This window comes from Chryseobacterium sp. UF-290, from assembly GCF_058245615.1.
In genome coordinates, this window is the sequence record NZ_JBSICB010000005.1 from 141,804 (window position 1) to 164,174 (window position 22,371).

Consider the following 22,371-nt stretch of genomic DNA (forward strand, 5'->3'; position numbering starts at 1 on the left):
TTCTTTTAGTTTTCTTCTGCTATTTTTTTAATGTTTAAATATTTCAATCTTTCAATCTTTTAATCTACTCTAATGTACAAATTATAGTCTGTTCCCGAAGGCTTCAAATGGTAAATTTTTTCAAGAACCTTATTATTGCTGTTCAGGTGATCTTTGACCCTGAATTCCTTCAGAAGCTTATAATGAGCCTGATAATACTCAGCATTTTTTCCTTCATATAAGCTTTTATAGGAAAGCAGATATTTCGGTTTTCTTGTTTTTACGGTATTGATCCAGTAGTTGGCCTTATCTTTTTTGATCTCTTCCTGGATCTGTTTGTCTACCAAACCTACTTCATCTATTGTTTTTAATCCTGAAAAATAAGGCACATATCCTGCCGGCTCCAGTAAGATCCACTGATTTTTATCTTTTTCAAATTGATTTAAAAATATACCGATGGTCCTGCGGTAGTTCCACTCCCCGTTTCCTGTGGCAATTGAGTGAATGGTCTGAAAAGCCAGCATCGGAAGAATATACACTATGATAAGCAGGGACAGCCATAAGTTCTTCTTCTCTTTCTGCTCCAATACAAAAATAAGGACCGGAACAAAAAGCAATAGCTGGGGCACCCAGTAATACCAGTCGAACAAGCTTTTCTGGGAGATAAAAATAAGCTGTTTGGTCCATCCGAAAATAAAGATGATCCATAAAAAATAGTTTCTGTTTCCTCTCTGCCTGATCAGATAAATAAAGCAAAGGAGCTCAAAAATCAGAACAACAACCGTAACCGGATTAAAGTTTCCCGGAACTTTCAGCATTCCCCAGAAATTACCAAAGCTGGAAAAGAAATAGCTGATATGCTGCTGAAAAGTAAAGCTTTCTTCATAAAGTAGTTTCTTTGCGGTAATGGTATTGTTGACAAGCTCGCCGAAATAGAACCAGTTAAAAGCCACTGTCGACAAAACGCCCAGTATTCCGCCAAAAACATAATTCCATCTGATCTTTCTGTTCCAGAATACATCAACAAGAAAAACGATTCCTAAAAATATAACGGTATCAATTCTTGTAAACATGATCAGTATAGGAAGAAGGGTCAGCACCCATTTCTTTCCTTTATTAAATCCGTAATACAGCAACGCCATTTCCAGGAAGAACAGAATTCCGTATTCCATTCCAAGGATTGAGATTTTAATGGCTGGCGGCAGGATACCGATCAAAAATATAAAAACAGCTTTATGCCATGGATTTTTAAGAACCAGATGAGAGAGAAGCAGGGTCCCTATGGTAAATAATATGGAATTAAAGATCAAAAGGGGCTCAATAAAGTTTTCTTTACCGAAAACCAGATTGAAAAGATAAGACACAAAAACGTACAGATGGGTGGTAGACGCAGAAATTTTAGTATCTCCGTTGAAACCGATCACTCCGTAGTCCAGTAAATTCTGAGCGACCCTCCAGGTAATGAAAGCGTCTTCCTGAATGTAATGTGTCAATAAAAAAAGAAGTTTAAAAAGAACCGTAACAATGACGGCATAGATTGGGAATTTGCTATTTTTTGCTTCAGCCATTATGTATTTTTAGTTTCACAAATATAATCTTAAAATTTAGGATTCCCAATAATAAAAAAACGGAACCGAAGTTCCGTTTTAAAATTTTTATTGTGTTGCTTTGATAATCGCAGAGGTGATCTGATCTTCTTTTTCTTTCGAGTAAGTAGAATCAAAAGGTTCCATGACATCAAACAGATACTGATAGAATGGTGTGATCTTTTGAACTTCTTCAGATTCCTTCATTGCTTTTTCTTTGCCCATCTGCTGAAGGTCTTTTACAAAAGCATTGAACTTCTTATCGATCGGCTCTATGGATTTTACCAGATACGCATAGGCTTTTTCTTTCTGTCCGATCTTGGTGTAGGCGTCTGTAACAGCAGACACTACTAAAGAATATTCCATCGGCTTTGTTCTCATCTGTCTTCTCAGATAGCTTTGATCCGCTTTGGAAAGACTTTGATAATAATCATATTCTTCAAAGATTCCTTTCTTAAGTATTTCTGCAAGCTGAAGACCTTTCTGCTCCTGTCCGGCGATAATATAACCTGATACCATAGAGCTTAATGAACGGGGATCATTGTACTTTTCAGCAGGAATTTCCCTGGCTGCAAGATCCAGCACTTCCAATGCTTTCGCTTTCTGTCCTCCCAGAGCAAGTGCTGAGGCAGCTCTGCTGGCAGACATTCTGTAGCTGATGATATTAGAAGTAGCCGTTTCGTCAAAATGAGCGTTCAGATCTTTAAAGTTCCCCCATCTGAAGTTTTTCACTATATTATAAAGAGAATTGGCATCTACTCTTCCCATATCACCGTCAGCTGTAGGAGGTGTCTGGATAGGAACCAATCTGTAGCTGAAACCATCAAACTGAAGATAATCGTTCAGATAGAAAATATTTTCACTGTCATAGATTCCACCTGATGAGAAGTTGATCGGGCGCTTCCAGTCGAAGTTGGCCAACAGATCCAGCAGGATCAGATTATTTTTATAAAGTGTATTTCCTTTATAGGTAATCATGATCTGATTAGCTACTTTAGGCAAGTCTTCCTGATTGATGATTCCTGCTTTTAAAGCATTTTCCTTATTTACCGGAAGAATGAATTTGTTTACAGGAAGGATATTGTATTTTTCATATTTCTCTTCTCCGAAGTACATTTTCAGCAGCTCATCTTTTTCAGGAGATTTGAACTTAATAAAATTAATGGCTTCTTTCAGGGTAAGAGAGTCCTGGGTAAGATATTTTCTGAATGCCTGGAATTCTGTATCAGGAGCTCCCTGCTCTTTCAGCATAGAGAATACTCCCTCCCAGTCTTCTTTTTTCATCATATAGATCTGGTCGTTTACTCCGTCTCTGTAATCTTCGTGAGTTAACTGGCTAGGAATTCCCATGGCGTTATACGTTCTTCTTTTCACCTGATCCAGATTCCATGGAGTGGAAGCAAGCGTGAAGTTGACCACTTTCACATCGTCTCTGAATCTTTCCGTTTCCTGAATTGCCCAAACCGGATAAGTATCGTTATCTCCGTAAACAAATAAGATATCGTTCTTCGGTAATGATTTTAAAACTGAATAGGCATAATCATATGCTGTATATCTGTTGCTTCTGTCGTGAACGTTATAGTTCTGGAAGCCCATCATAAACGGTACACCCAAAAGAACAACACCTAATGCGATATTCGCACCATTGGATTTGATCTTAGACTGTAAGAACCATAGGATAGCTCCTGCTCCCAACCCTATCCAGATGGCAAAAGCATAGAATGAGCCTACCATTGCATAATCTCTTTCTCTTGGTTCAAAAGGCTTTACCCCAGTATAGAAAATAATTCCGACACTTGTTATAATAAATAAGGATAAGAGTGCATAGAATCTTCCAAAATCTCTGTTCAATTGGAAAAAGAATCCGATCAGTCCTAAGATTAACGGAAGGAAGAAGAATTTAACCGTGCTTTCATTTTTAAATTTCGCAGGCATTTTATCCTGATTCCCTACAATAGCATTATCAATGAAAGGAATACCGGAAATCCAGTTTCCTTTTGTGCTTTCCATATTTCCTTCAAGGTCATTCTGTCTTCCGACAAAGTTCCACATCAGGTATCTTACAAAATAATATCCGTTCTGAAATGTAATGAAATAATCCATATTCTGAGCAAGAGAAGGCTTCTGAACATTGATCAGGTTGTAAGGTTTTACTTTCAGATAATCTGATGCGGTAATCGACTTCTCTTCGTATTTCGTTCTCAGTTCATCAAAGATCTGCTTAGCCTGTGGATTGTCTGCCACATCTTCATTCGCATAATTGAATGTAAAATCCGGAGCCCCATACATTGATATATAGTTTGCCATTACATCCTTATCCTCGTTGAACATTCTCGGCATTAAGCTTACCTGAGACTTACTGAATACATAATTGAAACGGTCCCCGGTCTTTCTGTATGTTCCGGTTTTTTCATCTTTTTCGTAGATTTCTCCGGTTTTTTTCGTCTTAAAGCTTCCGTCTTCATTTTTCTGAATTCCATTAGCATCAAGGAATGCGGTATAGTTCTGTCCGTAGATTGTAGGCCAGTCACCGTACTGCTCTCTGTTATAATAATCCAGCATACCAATTGCAGTATCCGGATCATTAAGGTTCATCGGTGGATTGGCGTTGGCTCTGATCGGGATCACCATCCAGCAAGAGAAACCGATCATCATATATACCAGAGATAAAGCTATAGTCTGGTACAGATTTCTTTTTGTTTTTCTTGCATATTTAATAATGAAATAGCAGATAGCAGCCATTAGAATAAACGCAGCAATCGTTCCTGAGTGGAAAGGAAGCCCAAGACCATTGACAAAGAAGATCTCCAGCCTTCCGAACATGGTCATGATCAAAGGGAAAATAATTTTGAAAACAATGATCAGAATTCCCAGTGTAATAAGATTGGCCCAGATAAAATTCTTCCAGGTAAACTTATAATTTCTTGCATAATATACCAGACATACTGCAGGTGTTGCCAGCATACACATCATGTGTACTCCTACAGAAAGTCCCAAAACAAAGAAAATAAGGATAATCCATCTTTCACTGTCTGCCGCTTTGTACTCATTTTCCCATTTTGTGATCAACCAGACCAAAAGTGCGATAAACATTGAAGCCATTGAATATACCTCTCCCTCTACTGCAGAAAACCAGAATGTATCTGAGAATGTGAAGCAAAGTGCTCCTATTGCTCCCGCAAATAAAATAGAGATTTCCTGATGTTTGGTGATTTCTTCAAAATCTTTGTTCAAGAGCCGCCTTACAAAGTGCGTGATCGTCCAGAACAAAAATAAAATCGTCAGCGCACTGAACAATGCAGACATCGCATTGATTACGATGGAATAATTTTCGCCTTTCCCTAATGCAAAAATGGCTGCCACGGCACCCACTATCTGGAATAAGGCAGCTCCGGGAGCGTGCGTTACTTCAAGTTTTACTGCAGAAGAAATGTACTCACCACAATCCCAAAAACTGAAATTGGGTTCTATCGTGGACAAGTACGTGAAAAACGCAATGACGAAAATCACCCATCCTAAAATGGTGTTCCATTGCCTAAAAGTCCAATTTTTCATAGTATTAAATCAATTATGCGAAAATAAGGCTTTTATCTTATTTTATGCGGGTTTTAACAAAATTTAAAAATTTTGGCGCAGTATTTGAGACTATAGTGGTGTTAAAACTGTAAATACGGAAATACTTTTTTACCAAAACAAGCCCTAGAAATCAAACAAAAGTTTAGTAATTATTTATTTTTTTGTATTTTTGCAGTCAGATTTTTATTGAAAATAACAAATAATGAGTAATGTTTACGATAATATCCTTGGCCTGATAGGACATACTCCTATGGTGAAGCTAAATACTGTCACAAAAGATATTCCAGCAACCGTTTATGCCAAGTTAGAATCATATAATCCTGGACATTCCACCAAAGATAGAATCGCACTTCATATTATAGAAAACGCAGAGAGAAAAGGATTATTAAAGGAGGATTCTGTTGTTGTAGAAACTACTTCCGGAAATACCGGATTTTCTATTGCGATGGTATGTATCATCAAAGGATATAAATGTATTCTTGCGGTAAGTGACAAGACCAAACCTGAAAAGATCGCTTATCTGAAAGCATTGGGTGCGACTGTGTATATCTGTCCTGCCAATGTACCTGCGGATGATCCGAGATCATACTATGAAGTAGCTAAAAGAATCGCTCAGGAAACCCCTAATTCTATTTACATCAATCAATACTTTAACGAGCTGAACATTGATGCCCACTATCAGACCACAGGTCCTGAGATCTGGGAACAGACCGAAGGTAAGATCACTCACCTTTTTGCCTGTACCGGAACCGGAGGGACATTGTCCGGTTCTGCCAAGTTTTTGAAAGAAAAGAATCCTGATATCAAAATTATCGGAGTGGATGCAGACGGATCCATACTGAAAAGCTATCACGAAACAGGAGAAATCCATAAGGAAGATGTGCATCCTTACCAGATCGAAGGAATGGGGAAAAATTTAATTCCTTCTGCCCTTCTTTTCGATAAGGTAGATGAATTTGTAAGGGTAAATGATGAGATGTCAGCGTACAGAACCCGTGAAATTGCATTGAAAGAAGCAATCATGGGCGGCTATACAACCGGAGCGGTTACTCAGGGATTGTTGCAGTACGCGCAGTCACATGAGCTGACCCAGGACGACCTGATCGTTTTAATCTATCCTGACCACGGCTCAAGATACATTACGAAAGTGTACAGTGACAAGTGGATGGCTGAGCAGGGATTCGTCAACAACTGTGTTCACAATTACGACGAAGTTTTCAAAACTGAGTTTATCAAATAAGAACAATTAAAATCACGATATAAATAAAGCCTTTTGCGTGTTTCTACAAGAAAGGCTTTTTTACTTAAAAATTACGATACAATGTTGGATATTTTTGAAAGAATAAAAGAAAATCCAGGACCTCTTGGACAATTTGCAGATTACGGTGAAGGCTATTTTATTTTCCCAAGATTAGAGGGACCTATCGGCCCGAGGATGCAGTTCCAGGGTAGAGAAGTAATTTTCTGGAGTGCCAATGACTATTTAGGATTGTGTAATCATCCTGAAGTAAAGCAGGCAGATGCAGAAGCGGCTGCAGAATATGGAATGTTCTATCCTATGGGAGCAAGAGCAATGTCTGGTGAAACAGATCAGCACCTTCAGTTGGAAAGGGAACTGGCAGATTTCGTACAAAAAGAATCAGCATATTTATTGAATTTCGGCTATCAGGGAATGGTATCTACTATCGATGCTCTGGTCAACAGAAATGACGTAATTGTTTACGATATGGATTCTCATGCCTGCATCGTGGATGGGGTAAGACTTCATTCAGGTAAAAGATTTACCTATAAGCACAATGATATGGCGAGTCTGGAGAAAAACCTTCAGAGAGCGACCAAAGTGGCTGAAGAAAACGGAGGCGGAATCCTTGTTATCACAGAAGGAGTTTTCGGGATGAGAGGACAGCAGGGAAAACTGAAAGAGATCTGCGAGCTTAAATCAAAATATAATTTCAGGCTTTTGGTAGATGATGCCCACGGATTCGGGACCCTTGGTAAAACAGGTGCCGGAGCTGGTGAAGAGCAAGGCTGCCAGGATCAGATCGATGTATATTTCTCTACTTTTGCCAAATCAATGGCTGGTTTCGGGGCATTTCTTGCGGGTGACAAAGAAATTATCAGATATCTGAAATTCAACCTTAGATCACAGATCTTTGCAAAATCTCTGACCATGCCAATGGTAATCGGAGGATTGAAAAGACTGGAGCTATTGAGAACAAGACCGGAGATCAAAGCTAAGCTTTGGGAAAACGTTACTAAACTACAGAATGGATTGAAAGAAAGAGGATTCAATATTGGTGATACCAATACTTGTGTCACTCCGGTCATGATGCAGGGAACTCCGGTAGAGGCTACTCTATTGGTAAAAGACCTGAGAGAAAATTACGGTATATTTACTTCCGTGGTGGTATATCCTGTAATTCCAAAAGGAATGATCCTCCTGAGATTGATTCCTACCGCTTCTCATACGGATGCAGAGATCAATGAAACTCTGGCTGCATTTGAAGCGATTCATGACAAATTAGTAAGTGGTTACTATAAAGAGCAGGAGCAATTATTACTGCAGGAACAGGGATTAAGTTTTAAACCGATTTAATCTTAAAAAGATAAAAAAAGAACCACTGATTAATTATTAATTCAGTGGTTTTTTTGTTTAAAAAACTATAAAAGCAAATGAAACTCAGAGGGTATATATTGGGCATTTTGTCGGCTGTATCATATGGATTGATTCCAATTTTTATCCTGCCTATCAAGCAGGCCCATTTTTCAATGGATATAACATTGTTTTACAGATTTTTCTTCTCAGCCCTCATGGTCGGCGGATACCTGCTTTATTCCAGACAAAATTTTAAGATCAATAAAAAAGAAACCCTTATATTGGCTATTCTGGGACTATGCTATGCCCTTTCTTCAGAATTTCTTTTTTTAGGCTATGACTTTCTTACACCGGGAATTGCTTCTACCGTTCTATTTATATATCCGGTCATTGTAGCCCTGATCATGTTTTTCTTTTATAAGGAAAAACTTACCCGGTTATCTGTTGCTTCGTTACTTCTTGCCTTTGCGGGAGTTATTGTTTTATGCTTAAAAGGAAACGGTTTGGAGATTAATTTTGCAGGCCTGGGAATTGTGATGCTCAGTTCTCTTTTTTATGCGCTTTATATGGTAATTGTCAACAAATCAAACCTTAAGGTATCAGGATTTAAGCTTACTTTTTTCTCTATGCTTTTTACCTCTATGTTTTTTATGACAAAAGCCATTATCAGACAGGAATCATTTGCTATTCCCTCAACAGGCGTTTTTTTTAACTTCCTTATTTTCGCATTGCTTACCACGGTTATTTCCAGCCTGTGTCTGGTGTATGCGATTAAACATATCGGTTCTACACCGGTTGCCATTTTAGGAGCGCTTGAACCGGTAGTCGCGGTAATGGTAAGTGTACTGATATTTCATGAAAAATTTACTACCAATCTGCTGATAGGAATTACCCTGATTCTTTTAGGTGTTATTCTTAATGTCATTGGAGACCGGAAAAACCTGAATCATGCTTAGATTCTAACATTGAGTCTTCCTTATTTTTAGTACTATAAATTTTCTATAGACATTGTAAATTAATATCTGTTTTTATAAAATCTGTGGGCAAAATCCTGATAAACAATTTCATCTGCTCCTTCTTGTATGTTATATGGAGACACGATAGGAAAAAAATCTTCATAGATGATGCTGTCTTTTTTAAACAGAATGCCCTGTACTCCATCCTTTCCCTGTATAATAATAGTATGATCGACATTGATATCCGGATAGGAAAAAGACAAGACTTTACCATCTCTTCTTAAGAAATAGCAAGGAGATATAATTTTTATTTTTCCAGATACCTTATATTTATTAGAGCTTATTTTCAAATCCCCCTTCCCAATGCTGTCTGTTAGTTCAAGAAGTACCCCATGAATTGTAGCAGTATCAGTAATATTTTTTTGATCCTTAAGTTGTTGTACCACAGAAGTTTTTTTCTTCTCCTTTGAGCAGCAACTCATAAAAAGACTCAAAATAGAAATACAAATAATCTTTTTCATAGCATAATATTAGTTTATCAGATAAGAACCCAGAACCAGATTTCAACTCCTTTTTCGAAATAGTCAATTGTTCCGGCTTTCAGTTCAACACTGTTCCAAAGGTCAATATGTTTCAAACCTTACCATAATAAATAATTTTATATTACCAATATAACAATAATTTATTATTCATAATTAAGTGAGTTAAATCAGATCAAACAGATTCGGAATATTACAAAATTTCATAATCTTTCAAAAAATTTTTTTCTGAAAAAACTTTGGAATAACTTTGCAAAAAATTTCTGTTGAAAGACCTGCTTCTTATTACTCCACCTTTTACTCAGCTCAATACCCCCTATCCTGCGACAGCTTATATTAAAGGATTTTTAAATACCAAAAATATTTCCAGCTATCAGGTTGATTTGGGTATTGATGTCATTCTGGAGCTGTTCTCAAAGGACGGGATTCAGAAAGTCTTCAATAAAGAAATTGATATTCGGAATACTTCTGAGAATTCCCAAAGAATTTTTGCATTAAGAGAAGAATATCTGAAGACCATTGATCAGGTTATTCCTTTTTTGCAAGGGAAAAGTCCTACGCTCGCAAGACAGATCTGCAGCATGAATTTCCTTCCGGAAGCATCCCGCTTCAACCAACTGGATGATATGGAATTTGCATTCGGAAATATGGGATTACAGGATAAGGCAAAACATCTCGCGACACTTTATCTGGAAGATATTTCAGATTATATTGTTGAAAATATTGATGCTGATTTCGGTTTCAGCCGATATGCCGAACGTCTCGGAAAAAGTGCCAATTCTTTTGATGAGCTATATTCAAAGCTATGTGGTGAACAAACCTTTATTGATGAATTTACCTTAAAGATCCTCCGTGAAAAAATAGAAACGGTGCAGCCCAGGCTGATTTGTTTTTCAATTCCGTTTCCGGGGAACCTGTATTCCGGTTTCAGATGTGCCCAGTTTATTAAAAAGCATTATCCTCATATTAAAATTGCTATGGGCGGAGGTTTTCCCAACACGGAATTAAGAGAGGTTAAAGATCCGAGAGTATTTGAGTTTTTCGATTATATTACCCTGGATGATGGCGAGCTTCCCATCGAGCTTCTTTACCAAAGCCTGGAAATTCCCAAAGAAGAAGCAGAATTCAAAAGAACTTTTTTAATTGAGGATCAGGAAGTTGTTTATAAAAATAATTCCAAAAGACACGATTACAAACAGGCTGAAATAGGAACTCCAGATTATACGGATTTGAAGCTGGATCAATACATTTCTGTTATTGAAATCGCCAATCCGATGCACAGCTTATGGAGTGACGGACGATGGAATAAGCTGACCATGGCACACGGATGCTATTGGGGCAAATGTACTTTCTGTGATATTTCTTTAGATTACATTAAAATATATGAGCCTATTTCTGCCAGGATCCTGGTAGACCGGATTGAGGAGCTTATCCGGACAACAGGAGAAACGGGATTCCATTTTGTAGATGAAGCTGCACCGCCTGCATTGATGAGAGAAGTGGCATTGGAAATTCTCCGCAGAAACCTGGTGGTTACCTGGTGGACCAATATCCGTTTTGAGAAAAGCTTTACCCGTGATCTGTGTTATCTTTTGAAGCTTTCGGGCTGTGTTGCAGTTTCCGGCGGATTGGAAGTAGCCAGTGACCGATTGCTAAAATTAATTGATAAAGGCGTTTCCGTTGAACAGGTTGCCAACGTAACAAGAAATTTTACAGAAGCAGGAATCATGGTTCATGCTTATCTGATGTATGGCTACCCTACTCAAACCGTTCAGGAAACTGTTGATTCTTTGGAAATGGTTCGCCAGATGTTTGAAATGGGAATTCTTCAGAGTGGATTCTGGCATCAGTTTGCCATGACCGCCCATTCACCGGTTGGCATGAGCCCTGAGGATTTCGGAGTCGTTCCGGTAAAGCAGGAGATACAATTTGCCAACAATGATATAGACTTTAAAGATCAAACCGGAATCGACCACAACAAATTCAGCTTCGGACTAAAAAAGTCACTCTTCAACTATATGCACGGAATCAATTTTGAACTCCCTCTTCAGGAATGGTTCGACTTTAAAATTCCAAGAACAACCATTCATCCCGACTATATTCATGACTGTCTTCTGGAGGATGAGCAATTTAATCTGAAAGGAAACTCAAAAGTTATTTTTCTGACCAAAAATGTAATCGCTGAGAATCGCATAAAAAATAAAAAGAAATATTCTGGTACGTATACGCTTCTTACATTCCATTTAAAAACCAATATTGTGAAGGTTGAGCTGGAAGAAGACAAAGCAAAATGGCTGCTGAATATATTGGATGGAAATTCGATAGAAAATCAGAAAAAGCCTACCGTTCAGCAACTTAAAAATAAATTTGAAGAAAATTTTGAAGATTTTGAGCTATTCTGGTTCTCAAAACCTATGCAGCAATTGAAAGAAAACGGAGTAATTTTGAGTTTATAAAATTTTACATTTTTTTCTCAGGGATTTCTAAATAGTAAAATTTTTCATGGGAAATTAAAAATAAGGTATTTTTAATCTCTAACTATAATATGATTTGGTTCTAAGAAATTTTTATGATTTAAATTCATATGGAATATCAAAACTATTTTTACTCACGCAGATTTTTAAGATTGTGCAGAACTTTTTATTTCAACAAAAAAGAAAGAAATCCGAAATCCTTCTATTAACATTTTATTCTACTAATTAGGTACGTCTTTGACAACCGGGCCTACTGATACTTTTTCCTGAACTTTAATAAAATTAGGGTCCATGATGGCCATTCGCTCTGCTATAGCTTTATAGGTAGGAAATTTCAGAATAGACGCCCTGCCGGACATTTCCCTGTAAAGGGTAAAAGTCTTTCCACCGGCTGTTTTCAGCTGCTTGGTCGTTGTAATATATCTTCCAATATATTTACTTTTAGCATCATAGATCTCAATATCTACAAATGTTTTATCCATGATCGTATCGTCTGAGCCAAAGCTTACAGGTAAATTGGTAAAATATCCTACAGGAACCCCGTTGCTTAAAATCTCTCCTACTTTATTAACTTCAATATTCAGCTTGTCAATTTTTTTTCTGATAGCATAAGCTTCTTTGGTCTTATTGTCCAGCTTCCTTTTCGGTACATTTGAGAAGAGCTCATCAAGATTTTTTACATTGATTCCTTTGTTATCAATGATCTTAAGATCCTTCACGGAAGTAAAGACCGCGGACTTCTCTTCTCCGGAAAACGCAGAAGGTGAACTGTAGTCCAGCTCAATTGCTTTATCCCTGTTGTACACTCTGTTGATGCTGATATAGCTGTCTCTTACAGAGTCTACAATACTTTTATCGATAAACTTTATGGTGTACAGCGGGGTCTCCTTCAGATCCATAAACGTGTACTCGCTGGATTTATTCGAGAGCTTGGCTACCGGAATTCCGTCTAAATTGATAATCCCCCTTTTCGTTTTGATATTCTGGGCATTGAGGAAGATTCCCAGCGCTGTAAAGAATATGATTATATTTTTCTTCATAGAACCAGACTTTTACATACATAAAAAAAGTGTAACACAAAGTTACACTTTCTTGAAAATATATTTAGCTTTTCATTTAATTATTCACAAAGGATAATTCCTTTATTATGATTAAATTCTACAACACCGCTTTTGATAGTGTAAGAAAAAACAGAGTCTTTCTCACTTTCTTTAGTAAAGTATTTAGCAAAAGCATCATCAATTGAATTAGCAAAAAGCTTCACTTTACCACCGATTAAAGAAGAAACGATTCCTGCGTGGTTCTTCATGATGTGGAATTCACCATTTTTTCCAGGCAATAATACAGAGTTTACTTCTCCTTCAAAAACTACATATTCTGGTGTTAAAATTTTTATATTCATAGAAACAAATTTGAAATTTGATGTTTGAAATTTGAAATTACTTGTCGAATTTCAAATTTCAAATCTCAAATTGTTAATAATTTATGCGTTTTCAGCCAACATTTTTTGTCCTGCTTCGATAGCTTCTTCGATAGTTCCTTTCAAGTTGAAAGCAGCTTCCGGTAAGTGGTCTAATTCACCATCCATAATCATGTTGAATCCTTTGATCGTATCTTTGATATCCACCAATGATCCTGGAATACCTGTAAACTGTTCTGCTACGTGGAAAGGTTGAGATAAGAATCTCTGAACTTTTCTTGCACGGTAAACCACAGATTTGTCTTCTTCAGAAAGTTCTTCCATACCAAGGATTGCGATGATATCCTGAAGCGCCTTATATCTTTGAAGGATCTCTTTTACTCTTTGAGCACAGTTGTAGTGATCTTGACCGATAACTTCAGGAGCAAGGATTCTTGAAGTAGATGCCAATGGATCTACCGCTGGGTAAATACCTAATGAAGCGATCTTTCTGTCAAGTACCGTAGTAGCATCCAGGTGGGCAAACGTAGTTGCAGGAGCCGGGTCAGTTAAGTCATCCGCAGGTACATATACCGCTTGTACTGAAGTAATTGAACCGTTTTTAGTGGAAGTAATTCTTTCCTGCATCGCACCCATTTCAGAAGCAAGAGTCGGTTGATAACCTACCGCTGATGGCATACGACCAAGAAGTGCAGATACCTCAGAACCAGCCTGTGTAAAACGGAAGATGTTGTCAACGAAGAAAAGTACGTCTCTACCTTGTCCGCTTTCACCTCCATCTCTATAGTATTCAGCTAATGTAAGACCTGAAAGGGCAACTCTAGCTCTTGCACCTGGCGGCTCGTTCATCTGTCCGAAAACGAATGCTGCTTTAGAATCTTTCATCACTTCTAAGTCTACTTTAGAAAGATCCCAACCTCCGTTTTCCATAGAGTGCATGAAATCATCACCATATTTGATAATTCCTGATTCCAGCATCTCTCTTAAAAGGTCATTTCCTTCTCTCGTTCTTTCACCTACTCCGGCGAATACTGAAAGACCTCCGTGTCCTTTTGCAATATTGTTAATCAACTCCTGAATCAATACTGTTTTACCTACACCGGCACCACCGAACAATCCAATTTTACCCCCTTTTGCATAAGGCTCAATTAGGTCGATTACTTTAATACCTGTAAATAAAACTTCTGCAGAAGTTGAAAGTTGATCAAATTTTGGAGCTGGTCTGTGAATAGGAAGACCACCTTCTTTAGAAATATTTTGAAGCCCGTCGATAGCATCACCAACAACGTTGAATAGTCTTCCGTTTACAGCCTCTCCGATTGGCATTGTAATAGGATTTCCGTATCCGATTACGTCTTGACCTCTCTTAAGACCATCAGTAGCGTCCATTGCAATACATCTTACTGTATCTTCGCCAATATGTTGTTCTACCTCTAAAACTACTTTTTCACCGTTTTCTTTTGTAATTTCTAACGCATCATAGATTGCTGGAACAGCTTCCACATCTGTAAAGACAACGTCGATTACCGGACCAATAATTTGAGAAATTTTACCTTTAATTTGGTTTGCCATTGCTAAATTTTTTCTTGCTGCAAATATAGTGATTCTTCATAAACCCGCAATTGGTAAAAAAAAGATTTTTATCATGCTTTTTACAAATTTACCCATGCAGCAGTTTACCAATCTGACAACCCTATTTTCCATCCAAAAATATTGATACATTGTTATATTGATAGATTGTTACATTATATCTATATTTGCAATCAAAATTTTTCCGTTTTGAAAGTTTTCAAGAATTTTACAGATTATTCCTCTCAAAAGCCTTTAGCACTGTCTTTAGGTATGTTTGACGGAGTACATCTGGGACACAAGAGTATTATTGATGAATTGATCAACGTAGGTACAGAAAATAATCTGGAAACTGCAATTCTTACCTTCTGGCCTCATCCAAGGTTTGTTTTTAATCCTCATGAAGATCTGAAGCTTCTGAATACCATTGAGGAAAAGAAGGAGCTGATAGAAAAATACAATATCGATAATCTCTTCCTGAAAGAATTTGATGAAGAATTCAGAAACCTGACCGGAGAAGAATTTGTACGCCAGATCTTAATTGACAAGCTTAATGTAAAATACCTTATTATAGGATATGATCATTCTTTCGGGAAAAATAAAAGCGGTAATTTTGAACTGCTTCAAAAGCTGTCTAAAGAACTTGATTTTGAAGTAGAACAGATGGAAGCGATCAATATCCATGAAAATAACATCAGCTCAACGAAAGTGCGCAATGCTCTTTTAACCGGGAATATAAAAGAGGCCAACGAAATGTTGGGATACTCCTACTCTGTTTCCGGAACGGTTGTTCATGGAAAGAAGATCGGGCGAACGATCGGGTATCCAACCGCCAATATTGATACGGAATCCATCAAACTTTTACCTAAAAAGGGAGCTTATATCGTTGAAGTTCTTGTAAAAGGTCAGCAGTACAAAGGAATGCTGAGCATCGGTACCAACCCAACAGTAAACGGAGAAAAACTAACGGTTGAAGTCTATATTCTGGATTTTGACAGTGATATTTATGATGAAAAAATAACAGTAAGGTTCAGAGATTTTCTTCACGAAGAGATCAGATTTGAAGGTCTTGACAAACTGATTGAAAGACTGGACCTTGATAAAAAGATTACAGAAAACTATGATTTCAAGGAGTAATAATTTCGATTTTCTCAGGCTTATTTTTGCAAGTTTTGTTGTTATTACTCACTCCTACCCTTTGTCCGGAGCCTCTGAATCTGACTTTTTGTCCCGGCTTACTTTCAGCCAGATGCCCTTTTCATATATGGGAGTCAAAGGTTTTTTTATTATTTCCGGATATTTGATTTTTAAAAGTCTTCTGCGTTGTAAAAACCTTTCTGATTATTACTGGAAAAGAGTTTTAAGGCTTTTCCCTGCATTGTTTGTCGTATTGCTCCTTACGGTCCTGCTGGCACCGGCAGTCTATGAAAGTGCTATTCCTTACTGGAAAAACAGTTCCGTATATACGTATATTCCACACAACCTAAGTTTATTTTTCTTGCAGTCTAAAATAGAAGGTGTTTTTGAAAATAATCCGTACAAAGGAAGCATTAACGGAAGCTTATGGACCATATGCTATGAATTCAGTATGTATATTATGGTCTCTCTGTTATTTTTCATACGCCAGAAATCTTTCCTTAAAGCAGTTATCATTCTGCTGTTTATCTCCAGCTATGCTTTGGCTGTTTTTAATCCTTATTTTTTCAGTGGAATTTTTTCAAAGATTGGATTGGGCAGCAACAACTTCTATGACCTAATGTGCTTTTTCACAGCCGGAATGCTGCTGACCTATTTGAATATCAGCAAAAAAACAGAGATTTTATTGATTCCAGCTGCTTTTATCGTTCTTATCGGAAGTATATATTTAAAAATATTCGGTTACACCTGCTTTTTTACCCTGCCTGTACTGGTAATCCTGATTGGTAAGAATTCAACGATGTATATCAACAAAGTTGGGGATGTACTGGGAGATATTTCTTACGGAGTTTATATTTATTCTTTTCCGATACAGCAAACCCTTATGTATTTCTTTAAACTGGATACTGTTCCGTTAATGATATTCTCTTTAATGCTATCATTCTTACTCGGATATCTTTCATGGCACCTGATTGAAAAGAAAGCGCTGCGATATAAGGACCTGGTTGCTAAAAAAGAACTGCCTCAGATGAGATAGTATTGTTTTAGCTATGAAATGAATACTTTTATCCTTACTGAGGATCAGGCTCAAAAGTTAGGAAGTATAATTGAATTTTAGACAGATCCAATGAATGTCTTCCGCTAATAAAATAAACCTAACAGGTTTTTAAAACCTGTTAGGTTTGTGCTATAGATCTTCTAAATATTGTTATTCAGCTATTTACCTGACATCCTTAATCATGAGAAAGAATCGTTAATGGCATTCTGAACCTTCTTCGTCAAAGATTTAAAAACCAGCTCATACGACTGGTCAATAAGCTTTAAAACCAAATCTCTTTTCAGGCCATCTACCATTACAGAGTTCCAATGGGTCTTGTTCATATGGTAGGCCCCTGTGATCTGAGGATATTGCTCACGAAGTTCCGCGCTCCACTCTGGATCTGTTTTTACATTGATCGTTAAAGGCTGCTTTTCAAGCGCCATCAGTAAAAACATTTTGGTATCCACTTTTAACACAAGTGTTTCACTGTCAAAGGGAAAGCTTTCTGTAACAGCTTTTTTAGCAAGGCAATAGTCTAATATTTCGTTGGCATCCATGGGTCAATTTGAAAATTTGAAAATGAGATAATTTGAAAATGATGTTTAATAAGATCCTTTAATCTTTTAATCTTTAATTCAAATTTAGTAAATTTAAGAAAGAAAATATCATCACATCAAACCATATTGTTATGAAAGCTTTAGTAATCGGTGCTACGGGCGCTACAGGAAAAGATTTAGTCAATCAGTTACTCAATGACAAGGATTTTGAGGAAGTCGATATTTTTGTAAGAAAGCCTGTAGATATCAGAAATGACAAACTGAAAGTACATGTAGTTAATTTTGAAAAGCCGGAAGAATGGAAAGAAATGGTGAAAGGAGATGTTGCATTTTCCTGTCTGGGAACTACTTTAAAGGATGCGGGAAGTAAGGAAGCACAGAAAAAAGTAGATTTTGACTATCAGTATGAATTTGCAAAAGCAGCTAAAGATAATGATGTGGAAGATTATATTCTGGTTTCAGCTTATGGGGCCAATCCCCAATCTAAAATTTTCTATTCCAAAATGAAAGGCGAGCTGGAAGAAGCTGTAAAACAATTACATTTTAATAAAATTACCATCTTCAAGCCAGGGATGCTGGAAAGAAAAAATTCTGAAAGAACCGGTGAGGTTCTGGGCAGCAGAATTATCAGGTTTGCCAATAAGCTTGGACTTCTGGAAAGTCAGAAGCCCTTACCTACTGATATTCTTGCAAAAGCAATGATCAATTCTTCCAAAATAAAAAGCAATGGCTATTCAAGTATCAAGCTTGGGAATATTTTCTGCTTTGCTGAAAAAACCAATGATTAGGCTGATAACCTGATAGATCTTACCAAAACTTAATTGGTATACCTTATTTTGTGGTTTTGCTCCCCATGCTTTGCCCTAATTTTTCATAGGCTATATCATTGGGTTCCCAAAGCTCTATTTTGTTTCCTTCAACATCCATTATATGTACAAATTTTCCATATTCATAAGTCTCAATCTTATCAACGATGGTCACATTTTCTTTTTTTAACTGTTCAACCAGTTTTTCAAGGTCTTCTACCCGGTAATTGATCATGAAATCTTTTTCTGAAGGCTGGAAATATTTTGTTTTTTCACTGAAGGGGCTCCACTGGCTAAATCCTTTTTTAGAGTTGTCTGCCCCCTGGTACCACTCAAATACGGCTCCATATTCATTGGTAGTAAGACCTAAATGATCCCTGTACCATTCTCTCATTATTTTAGGATCTTTACATTTGAAAAAGATTCCGCCAATGCCTGTTACTCTTTTCAGATTATCAGAATTCTTTTCTGCAACCGCTTTGAAAGCAAATCCTGATATGAAAGAGGCCAGAATGCAAAGTGTAAAAATTATTTTTTTCATAAGCTTATCTATTTTAAAAATAAAAAAGTGGATGAAAAACATCCACTTTGTAAAAATATACTTTTTTATATTTATTTCAGATATTTTGTAATAGCCTCATCTGTAGGCTTTGTAGTGCTTACAAAAGTATCGATCAGTTTTCCGTTTTCATCTACCAGGAATTTGGTAAAGTTCCATAGGATCGTTGTATTCTTTACCCCGTTCAGTTCCTGCTCCGTTAAATATTTGAAGATCGGTGCCGTATCATCTCCTTTTACAGAAACCTTTGCCGCCATCGGGAATGTCACTCCATAATTTTTCTGGCAGAATGCTCCGATCTCGGTATTGGTTCCAGGTTCCTGTCCCCCGAAATTATTAGCCGGGAAACCAACTACTACCAGCTTATCTTTATACTGTTCGTATACTTTCTCAAGATCTGCATACTGAGAGGTGAATCCGCATTCTGAAGCGGTATTAACGATCAGGATCTTTTTTCCTTTGAAATCAGCAAAATTGATTTCTTTACCATCCAGGCTTTCTACTGTAAAATCATATATTGTTTTTCCCATAAGTTCTTGGGTTTTAGCTTTAGAAATTTCGCTTTTTTGATTGGTGCAGCTTTGCAGAAACGCAATAAAGGAAAGCAGCAGTAAAAAAATATTTTTCATTTCTTATCTATTTTTATGTGGTAGCGCCACACAATTAAAATTTAAAAATATTGGCAGGAAAGACCTTATTGATATCAATTGTGTTGAATATCATCACATAGTCTCCGTCTTTTTTAGGGCTTGAAGATTCAATCCTGAAAGGCATAATAAGATTTCCTACTTTTTTATAATCGGAATACATTACCGTTTCATCTTTCTTAATTTCCTTTAAAAGCATATAAGTTTTCGTATCAAAATAATACATATTCTTATTGACATTTTTGGTAAGTTCCACTTTATGGCAGTAGATCTCTCCTACTTTTTCTTTTCCAAGGTATTTAGCTTCAAAGCCTTTGTTCTCCCAATCGATGAAGTCGTTATCAAAATTTTCAGGAACGTATTCAGGGTATTCCTGAAGTTTATTGGCTGCATAGTTCATCGCATATCCTTTTTTCCCGTCAAAACCTTCAATGGCCGTTTCTTTTCCACCTGTAGTAATCAATGTTTTGGTAAGGTTGGGACGCTGCTGATAAATCTTTATCGGATATTCATCTTTGATCCCCAATACCACCTTTCCCTGAAGAAATACTGAATTTAAAAGCTTCCAATTGGTCAACCCTCCGGATAGTTCAATATTTTTATCTATAATTTCCTTTGCAGTCTGTGCAAATGTTAAATGTGAAAATATCAGTCCGAATACTAATAATAACTTCTTCATTAATTTTATTTATAATTCAAATATAAGGGGATTTGAGGTAAAATGCAAAAAGGCTAAGAAAGCGAAAAAAACGAAAGCGTAAAATTGCAAATTCGCTTCATTCATTTTCAAATTACTTCATTTCCAAATTTTCAAATTAACCTCCTGGCTTTTTCCAGATCTTCAGGAGTATCGATACCCACCCCAACGAAATTGGTTTCTATCATTCTGATCTTCATTCCATATTCCAGATAGCGGATGCACTCGATCTTTTCTGAAATTTCAAGTGGTTTCATTTCCAGTTTTGAGAACTGTAATAATGCCTCTTTTCTGAAAGCGTAAACACCGATATGTTTAAAATAGCTTATATCATAGGAAGCTTCCCTGTGAAAAGGAATGACAGACCGGCTGAAGTATAGGGCAAAACCATTATTATCGGTAATGACCTTTACATTATTCGGGTTTTCAATTTCTTCTTTTTCTGATAATTTTATTTTTAAAGAGGCTAATGAAATTTCCTGCTGATCATCATTTTTAAAGACTCCGATCAGCTGCTGTAAAGGTTCCAGCTTAAGGAAAGGTTCATCTCCCTGGACATTGATCACGATATCACAGTCAATATTCTGTACCGCTTCTGCAATACGGTCACTTCCTGTTTCATGCTGTCCCGTCATTACAGCTTTTCCCCCATTCTTTACAATTTCATTAAGGATGATCTCAGAATCCGTAGCAACAAAAACTTCATCAAACAGTCCTGTTTCCACGACATTCTGATACGTTGTGGTAATAACTGTTTTTTCTCCTAAGATCTGCATCAGCTTTCCCGGAAAGCGGCTTGCTTCATAACGTGCAGGAATGACAGCGATTATTTTCATACTTAAATTTTACAATGTAATATTATAACAATGTACCGGTTTATCAATAATTTAAATTCTTAAAAATTGTTACACCGGTACATTGATAGATTGATAAATTATTTAAGATTATTCAAAGCACTTTCCAGCTTCGGAAGCATCACTTTGATCTCATCGATCGCAAGACCTCCTACTGAAGCACGGAACCAAGGTTCAGATTTTTCTTCTCCGAATGCTGAGAATGGGACCAAAGCAACTCCTGCATCATTGATCAGATAAAATACCAGATCTGAAGAATTTTCAATCACAGTTCCATCCTGTTTTGTTTTTCCGATATAATCAAGTTTGATAGTAAGGTAAAGAGCTCCCATTGGCTCGATACTGTCTACAGCAAGACCTTTTCCTTTTAAATCCTGAATTCCTCCGTGAAGAACTTTTAGGCTTTCTTCCAGCTTTCCTTTGAAATCTTCTACGAAAATATTTACATTCTCAGGATTCTCATAGAATTTTGCTGTTGCTTCCTGTTCAGGTTTTGGTGCCCAGGCTCCAACATGAGTAAGAAGCGCTTTCATTTTATCAATGATATGAGCGGGACCGAACCCCCATCCTACACGTACTCCTGTTGCTGCAAGACACTTGGAAATCCCATCGATATATACCGTATATTCCTTCATTTCAGGGAAAAGAGAAACCGGATCCACGTGCTCTGCGCCGAAAGTAAGGTTAGAATAGATCTGGTCATACATCAGGTACAACGGTTTTTCATCTGCTCCTCTTTTTTGGTTTTCAGCAATCACCAGTTCGCAGATCTCTGAAAGCTGCTCTCTTGTAAACATTGTCCCTGTAGGATTCAATGGCGAGCAAAGAGCCAATAAAACAGCTCCGTCCAAATGAGGTCTTAAGTCATCAGCCGTTGGAAGGAAGTTCGTTTCAGGCTTTGTTTTTACTTCTACAGCATTAGCTGAAGTAAGGTAAGCATAGTGATTGTTATTCCATGAAGGAGTCGGATATACTACTTTATCTCCTTCATCTACAATCGTTTTGTAAACGGCATAGATCAATGGTCTTGAACCCGCCGTAATCAAAATATCATTCGGGGCGTAATCCAGGTTCCATCTGTTTTTTAAGTCCTTGGAAACCTCTTGTCTTAAAGATAAAAGTCCGTTTGCAGGTGGATAATTTGTCAGGTTATTCTGATAGGCTTTCTGAATCTCTTCCTTCAGCAATGCCGGAATAGGATAGATATTAGAATTCAGGTCACCAATAGTAAGATTGGCAATTTCTGCTCCCTTTGCTTTTAGATCATTTACTTCGTTACCAATTTTTACAATTTCAGAACCGATCAGGTTCGCTGCTAATTTTGAAACTTTCACTTTATTTTTTTATTTAAAATTTACTAATATTATCTTTTCAAATTAA

General features: G+C 37.0%; 19 protein-coding genes. 7 read left to right on the forward strand and 12 right to left on the reverse strand.

The genetic code is table 11. The features are described 5' to 3' along the window. Positions 1 to 59: 59 nt before the first annotated feature. Together AC4IF5_RS07740 and AC4IF5_RS07745 are read right to left on the reverse strand one after the other, a co-directional pair. Complete coding sequence (locus AC4IF5_RS07740; protein WP_490733254.1) at positions 60 to 1,547, reverse strand: DUF8728 domain-containing protein; 1,488 nt, start codon at positions 1,545 to 1,547, stop codon at positions 60 to 62. 87 nt (positions 1,548 to 1,634) lie between these two features. Next, the gene (locus AC4IF5_RS07745) at positions 1,635 to 5,120 is read right to left on the reverse strand and encodes a glycosyltransferase family 117 protein (protein WP_490733256.1); all 3,486 of its coding nucleotides are present in this window, start codon (positions 5,118 to 5,120) and stop codon (positions 1,635 to 1,637) included. A 223-nt stretch (positions 5,121 to 5,343) separates the two neighbouring features. On the opposite strand from AC4IF5_RS07745, the gene AC4IF5_RS07750 reads away from it, so the two are divergent. The 3 genes from AC4IF5_RS07750 (at position 5,344) to AC4IF5_RS07760 (ending at position 8,693) form a co-directional block, all read left to right on the forward strand. Next, positions 5,344 to 6,381 (forward strand): PLP-dependent cysteine synthase family protein, encoded by a 1,038-nt coding sequence (locus AC4IF5_RS07750; RefSeq protein ID WP_490733258.1) that lies wholly within the window; start codon positions 5,344 to 5,346, stop codon positions 6,379 to 6,381. Between the two features lie 84 nt (positions 6,382 to 6,465). After that, complete coding sequence (locus AC4IF5_RS07755; protein ID WP_490733580.1) at positions 6,466 to 7,737, forward strand: aminotransferase class I/II-fold pyridoxal phosphate-dependent enzyme; 1,272 nt, start codon at positions 6,466 to 6,468, stop codon at positions 7,735 to 7,737. 77 nt (positions 7,738 to 7,814) lie between these two features. After that, positions 7,815 to 8,693, forward strand: a complete 879-nt coding sequence (locus tag AC4IF5_RS07760) for a DMT family transporter (RefSeq protein WP_490733260.1) — start codon at positions 7,815 to 7,817, stop codon at positions 8,691 to 8,693. A gap of 59 nt (positions 8,694 to 8,752) precedes the next feature. Here AC4IF5_RS07760 and AC4IF5_RS07765 read toward each other — a convergent pair whose 3' ends face one another. After that, positions 8,753 to 9,214 carry a hypothetical protein gene (locus AC4IF5_RS07765; RefSeq protein WP_490733262.1) on the reverse strand — a complete coding sequence of 154 codons (462 nt, stop codon included), beginning with the start codon at positions 9,212 to 9,214 and terminating at the stop codon, positions 8,753 to 8,755. A gap of 284 nt (positions 9,215 to 9,498) precedes the next feature. Between AC4IF5_RS07765 and AC4IF5_RS07770 the strand changes: the two genes are divergently transcribed. Continuing rightward, complete coding sequence (locus tag AC4IF5_RS07770) at positions 9,499 to 11,688, forward strand: B12-binding domain-containing radical SAM protein (RefSeq protein WP_490733264.1); 2,190 nt, start codon at positions 9,499 to 9,501, stop codon at positions 11,686 to 11,688. Between the two features lie 239 nt (positions 11,689 to 11,927). Here AC4IF5_RS07770 and AC4IF5_RS07775 read toward each other — a convergent pair whose 3' ends face one another. The 3 genes from AC4IF5_RS07775 to atpD all read right to left on the reverse strand — a co-directional run bounded on the left by AC4IF5_RS07775 (position 11,928) and on the right by atpD (position 14,698). Continuing rightward, complete coding sequence (locus AC4IF5_RS07775; protein ID WP_490733266.1) at positions 11,928 to 12,746, reverse strand: hypothetical protein; 819 nt, start codon at positions 12,744 to 12,746, stop codon at positions 11,928 to 11,930. Between the two features lie 80 nt (positions 12,747 to 12,826). Continuing rightward, positions 12,827 to 13,108 (reverse strand): FoF1 ATP synthase subunit delta/epsilon, encoded by a 282-nt coding sequence (locus tag AC4IF5_RS07780; RefSeq protein ID WP_490733267.1) that lies wholly within the window; start codon positions 13,106 to 13,108, stop codon positions 12,827 to 12,829. Between the two features lie 81 nt (positions 13,109 to 13,189). After that, entirely contained in the window at positions 13,190 to 14,698 is a 1,509-nt protein-coding gene (atpD, locus tag AC4IF5_RS07785; protein ID WP_490733269.1) for a F0F1 ATP synthase subunit beta, read from the reverse strand. A gap of 207 nt (positions 14,699 to 14,905) precedes the next feature. Between atpD and AC4IF5_RS07790 the strand changes: the two genes are divergently transcribed. After that, on the forward strand, positions 14,906 to 15,832 hold the full coding sequence (locus tag AC4IF5_RS07790; protein ID WP_490733271.1) for a bifunctional riboflavin kinase/FAD synthetase: 927 nt from the start codon (positions 14,906 to 14,908) through the stop codon (positions 15,830 to 15,832). Further along, the gene (locus AC4IF5_RS07795; RefSeq protein WP_490733273.1) at positions 15,816 to 16,868 is read left to right on the forward strand and encodes an acyltransferase family protein; all 1,053 of its coding nucleotides are present in this window, start codon (positions 15,816 to 15,818) and stop codon (positions 16,866 to 16,868) included. Before AC4IF5_RS07790 ends, AC4IF5_RS07795 begins: the two co-directional genes overlap by 17 nt. Positions 16,869 to 17,068: 200 nt before the next feature. On the opposite strand, the gene AC4IF5_RS07800 is transcribed toward AC4IF5_RS07795, so the two are convergent. Further along, entirely contained in the window at positions 17,069 to 17,428 is a 360-nt protein-coding gene (locus AC4IF5_RS07800) for an MmcQ/YjbR family DNA-binding protein (protein WP_490733275.1), read from the reverse strand. A gap of 131 nt (positions 17,429 to 17,559) precedes the next feature. On the opposite strand from AC4IF5_RS07800, the gene AC4IF5_RS07805 reads away from it, so the two are divergent. Then, on the forward strand, positions 17,560 to 18,216 hold the full coding sequence (locus AC4IF5_RS07805; protein WP_490733277.1) for an NAD(P)H-binding protein: 657 nt from the start codon (positions 17,560 to 17,562) through the stop codon (positions 18,214 to 18,216). Between the two features lie 43 nt (positions 18,217 to 18,259). On the opposite strand, the gene AC4IF5_RS07810 is transcribed toward AC4IF5_RS07805, so the two are convergent. The 5 genes from AC4IF5_RS07810 to AC4IF5_RS07830 form a co-directional block, all read right to left on the reverse strand. Beyond that, complete coding sequence (locus AC4IF5_RS07810; protein ID WP_490733279.1) at positions 18,260 to 18,775, reverse strand: VOC family protein; 516 nt, start codon at positions 18,773 to 18,775, stop codon at positions 18,260 to 18,262. 71 nt (positions 18,776 to 18,846) lie between these two features. Then, the gene (locus AC4IF5_RS07815) at positions 18,847 to 19,422 is read right to left on the reverse strand and encodes a glutathione peroxidase (protein ID WP_490733281.1); all 576 of its coding nucleotides are present in this window, start codon (positions 19,420 to 19,422) and stop codon (positions 18,847 to 18,849) included. 34 nt (positions 19,423 to 19,456) lie between these two features. After that, positions 19,457 to 20,119, reverse strand: coding sequence for a histidine kinase (locus AC4IF5_RS07820; RefSeq protein ID WP_490733283.1), 663 nt, complete (start codon positions 20,117 to 20,119; stop codon positions 19,457 to 19,459). Between the two features lie 131 nt (positions 20,120 to 20,250). Then, a complete protein-coding gene (gene kdsB / locus AC4IF5_RS07825) occupies positions 20,251 to 20,973 on the reverse strand; it encodes a 3-deoxy-manno-octulosonate cytidylyltransferase (RefSeq protein ID WP_490733284.1) in 723 nt (240 codons plus the stop codon). A gap of 98 nt (positions 20,974 to 21,071) precedes the next feature. Beyond that, positions 21,072 to 22,325 (reverse strand): pyridoxal phosphate-dependent aminotransferase, encoded by a 1,254-nt coding sequence (locus tag AC4IF5_RS07830; RefSeq protein ID WP_490733286.1) that lies wholly within the window; start codon positions 22,323 to 22,325, stop codon positions 21,072 to 21,074. Positions 22,326 to 22,371 lie beyond the last annotated feature (46 nt).

What these genes read in the sequence shown, in the direction of transcription:
- AC4IF5_RS07745 (WP_490733256.1), bottom strand. Translation starts at nt 5,120, where the DNA reads ATGAAAAATTGGACTTTTAGGCAATGGAACACCATTTTAGGATGGGTG.
- AC4IF5_RS07750 (WP_490733258.1), top strand. Translation starts at nt 5,344, where the DNA reads ATGAGTAATGTTTACGATAATATCCTTGGCCTGATAGGACATACTCCT.
- AC4IF5_RS07800 (WP_490733275.1), bottom strand. Translation starts at nt 17,428, where the DNA reads ATGGATGCCAACGAAATATTAGACTATTGCCTTGCTAAAAAAGCTGTT.
- AC4IF5_RS07820 (WP_490733283.1), bottom strand. Translation starts at nt 20,119, where the DNA reads ATGAAGAAGTTATTATTAGTATTCGGACTGATATTTTCACATTTAACA.
- AC4IF5_RS07760 (WP_490733260.1), top strand. Translation starts at nt 7,815, where the DNA reads ATGAAACTCAGAGGGTATATATTGGGCATTTTGTCGGCTGTATCATAT.
- AC4IF5_RS07815 (WP_490733281.1), bottom strand. Translation starts at nt 19,422, where the DNA reads ATGAAAAATATTTTTTTACTGCTGCTTTCCTTTATTGCGTTTCTGCAA.
- AC4IF5_RS07780 (WP_490733267.1), bottom strand. Translation starts at nt 13,108, where the DNA reads ATGAATATAAAAATTTTAACACCAGAATATGTAGTTTTTGAAGGAGAA.
- AC4IF5_RS07810 (WP_490733279.1), bottom strand. Translation starts at nt 18,775, where the DNA reads ATGAAAAAAATAATTTTTACACTTTGCATTCTGGCCTCTTTCATATCA.
- AC4IF5_RS07765 (WP_490733262.1), bottom strand. Translation starts at nt 9,214, where the DNA reads ATGAAAAAGATTATTTGTATTTCTATTTTGAGTCTTTTTATGAGTTGC.
- AC4IF5_RS07805 (WP_490733277.1), top strand. Translation starts at nt 17,560, where the DNA reads ATGAAAGCTTTAGTAATCGGTGCTACGGGCGCTACAGGAAAAGATTTA.
- kdsB (WP_490733284.1), bottom strand. Translation starts at nt 20,973, where the DNA reads ATGAAAATAATCGCTGTCATTCCTGCACGTTATGAAGCAAGCCGCTTT.
- AC4IF5_RS07775 (WP_490733266.1), bottom strand. Translation starts at nt 12,746, where the DNA reads ATGAAGAAAAATATAATCATATTCTTTACAGCGCTGGGAATCTTCCTC.
- AC4IF5_RS07740 (WP_490733254.1), bottom strand. Translation starts at nt 1,547, where the DNA reads ATGGCTGAAGCAAAAAATAGCAAATTCCCAATCTATGCCGTCATTGTT.
- AC4IF5_RS07795 (WP_490733273.1), top strand. Translation starts at nt 15,816, where the DNA reads ATGATTTCAAGGAGTAATAATTTCGATTTTCTCAGGCTTATTTTTGCA.
- atpD (WP_490733269.1), bottom strand. Translation starts at nt 14,698, where the DNA reads ATGGCAAACCAAATTAAAGGTAAAATTTCTCAAATTATTGGTCCGGTA.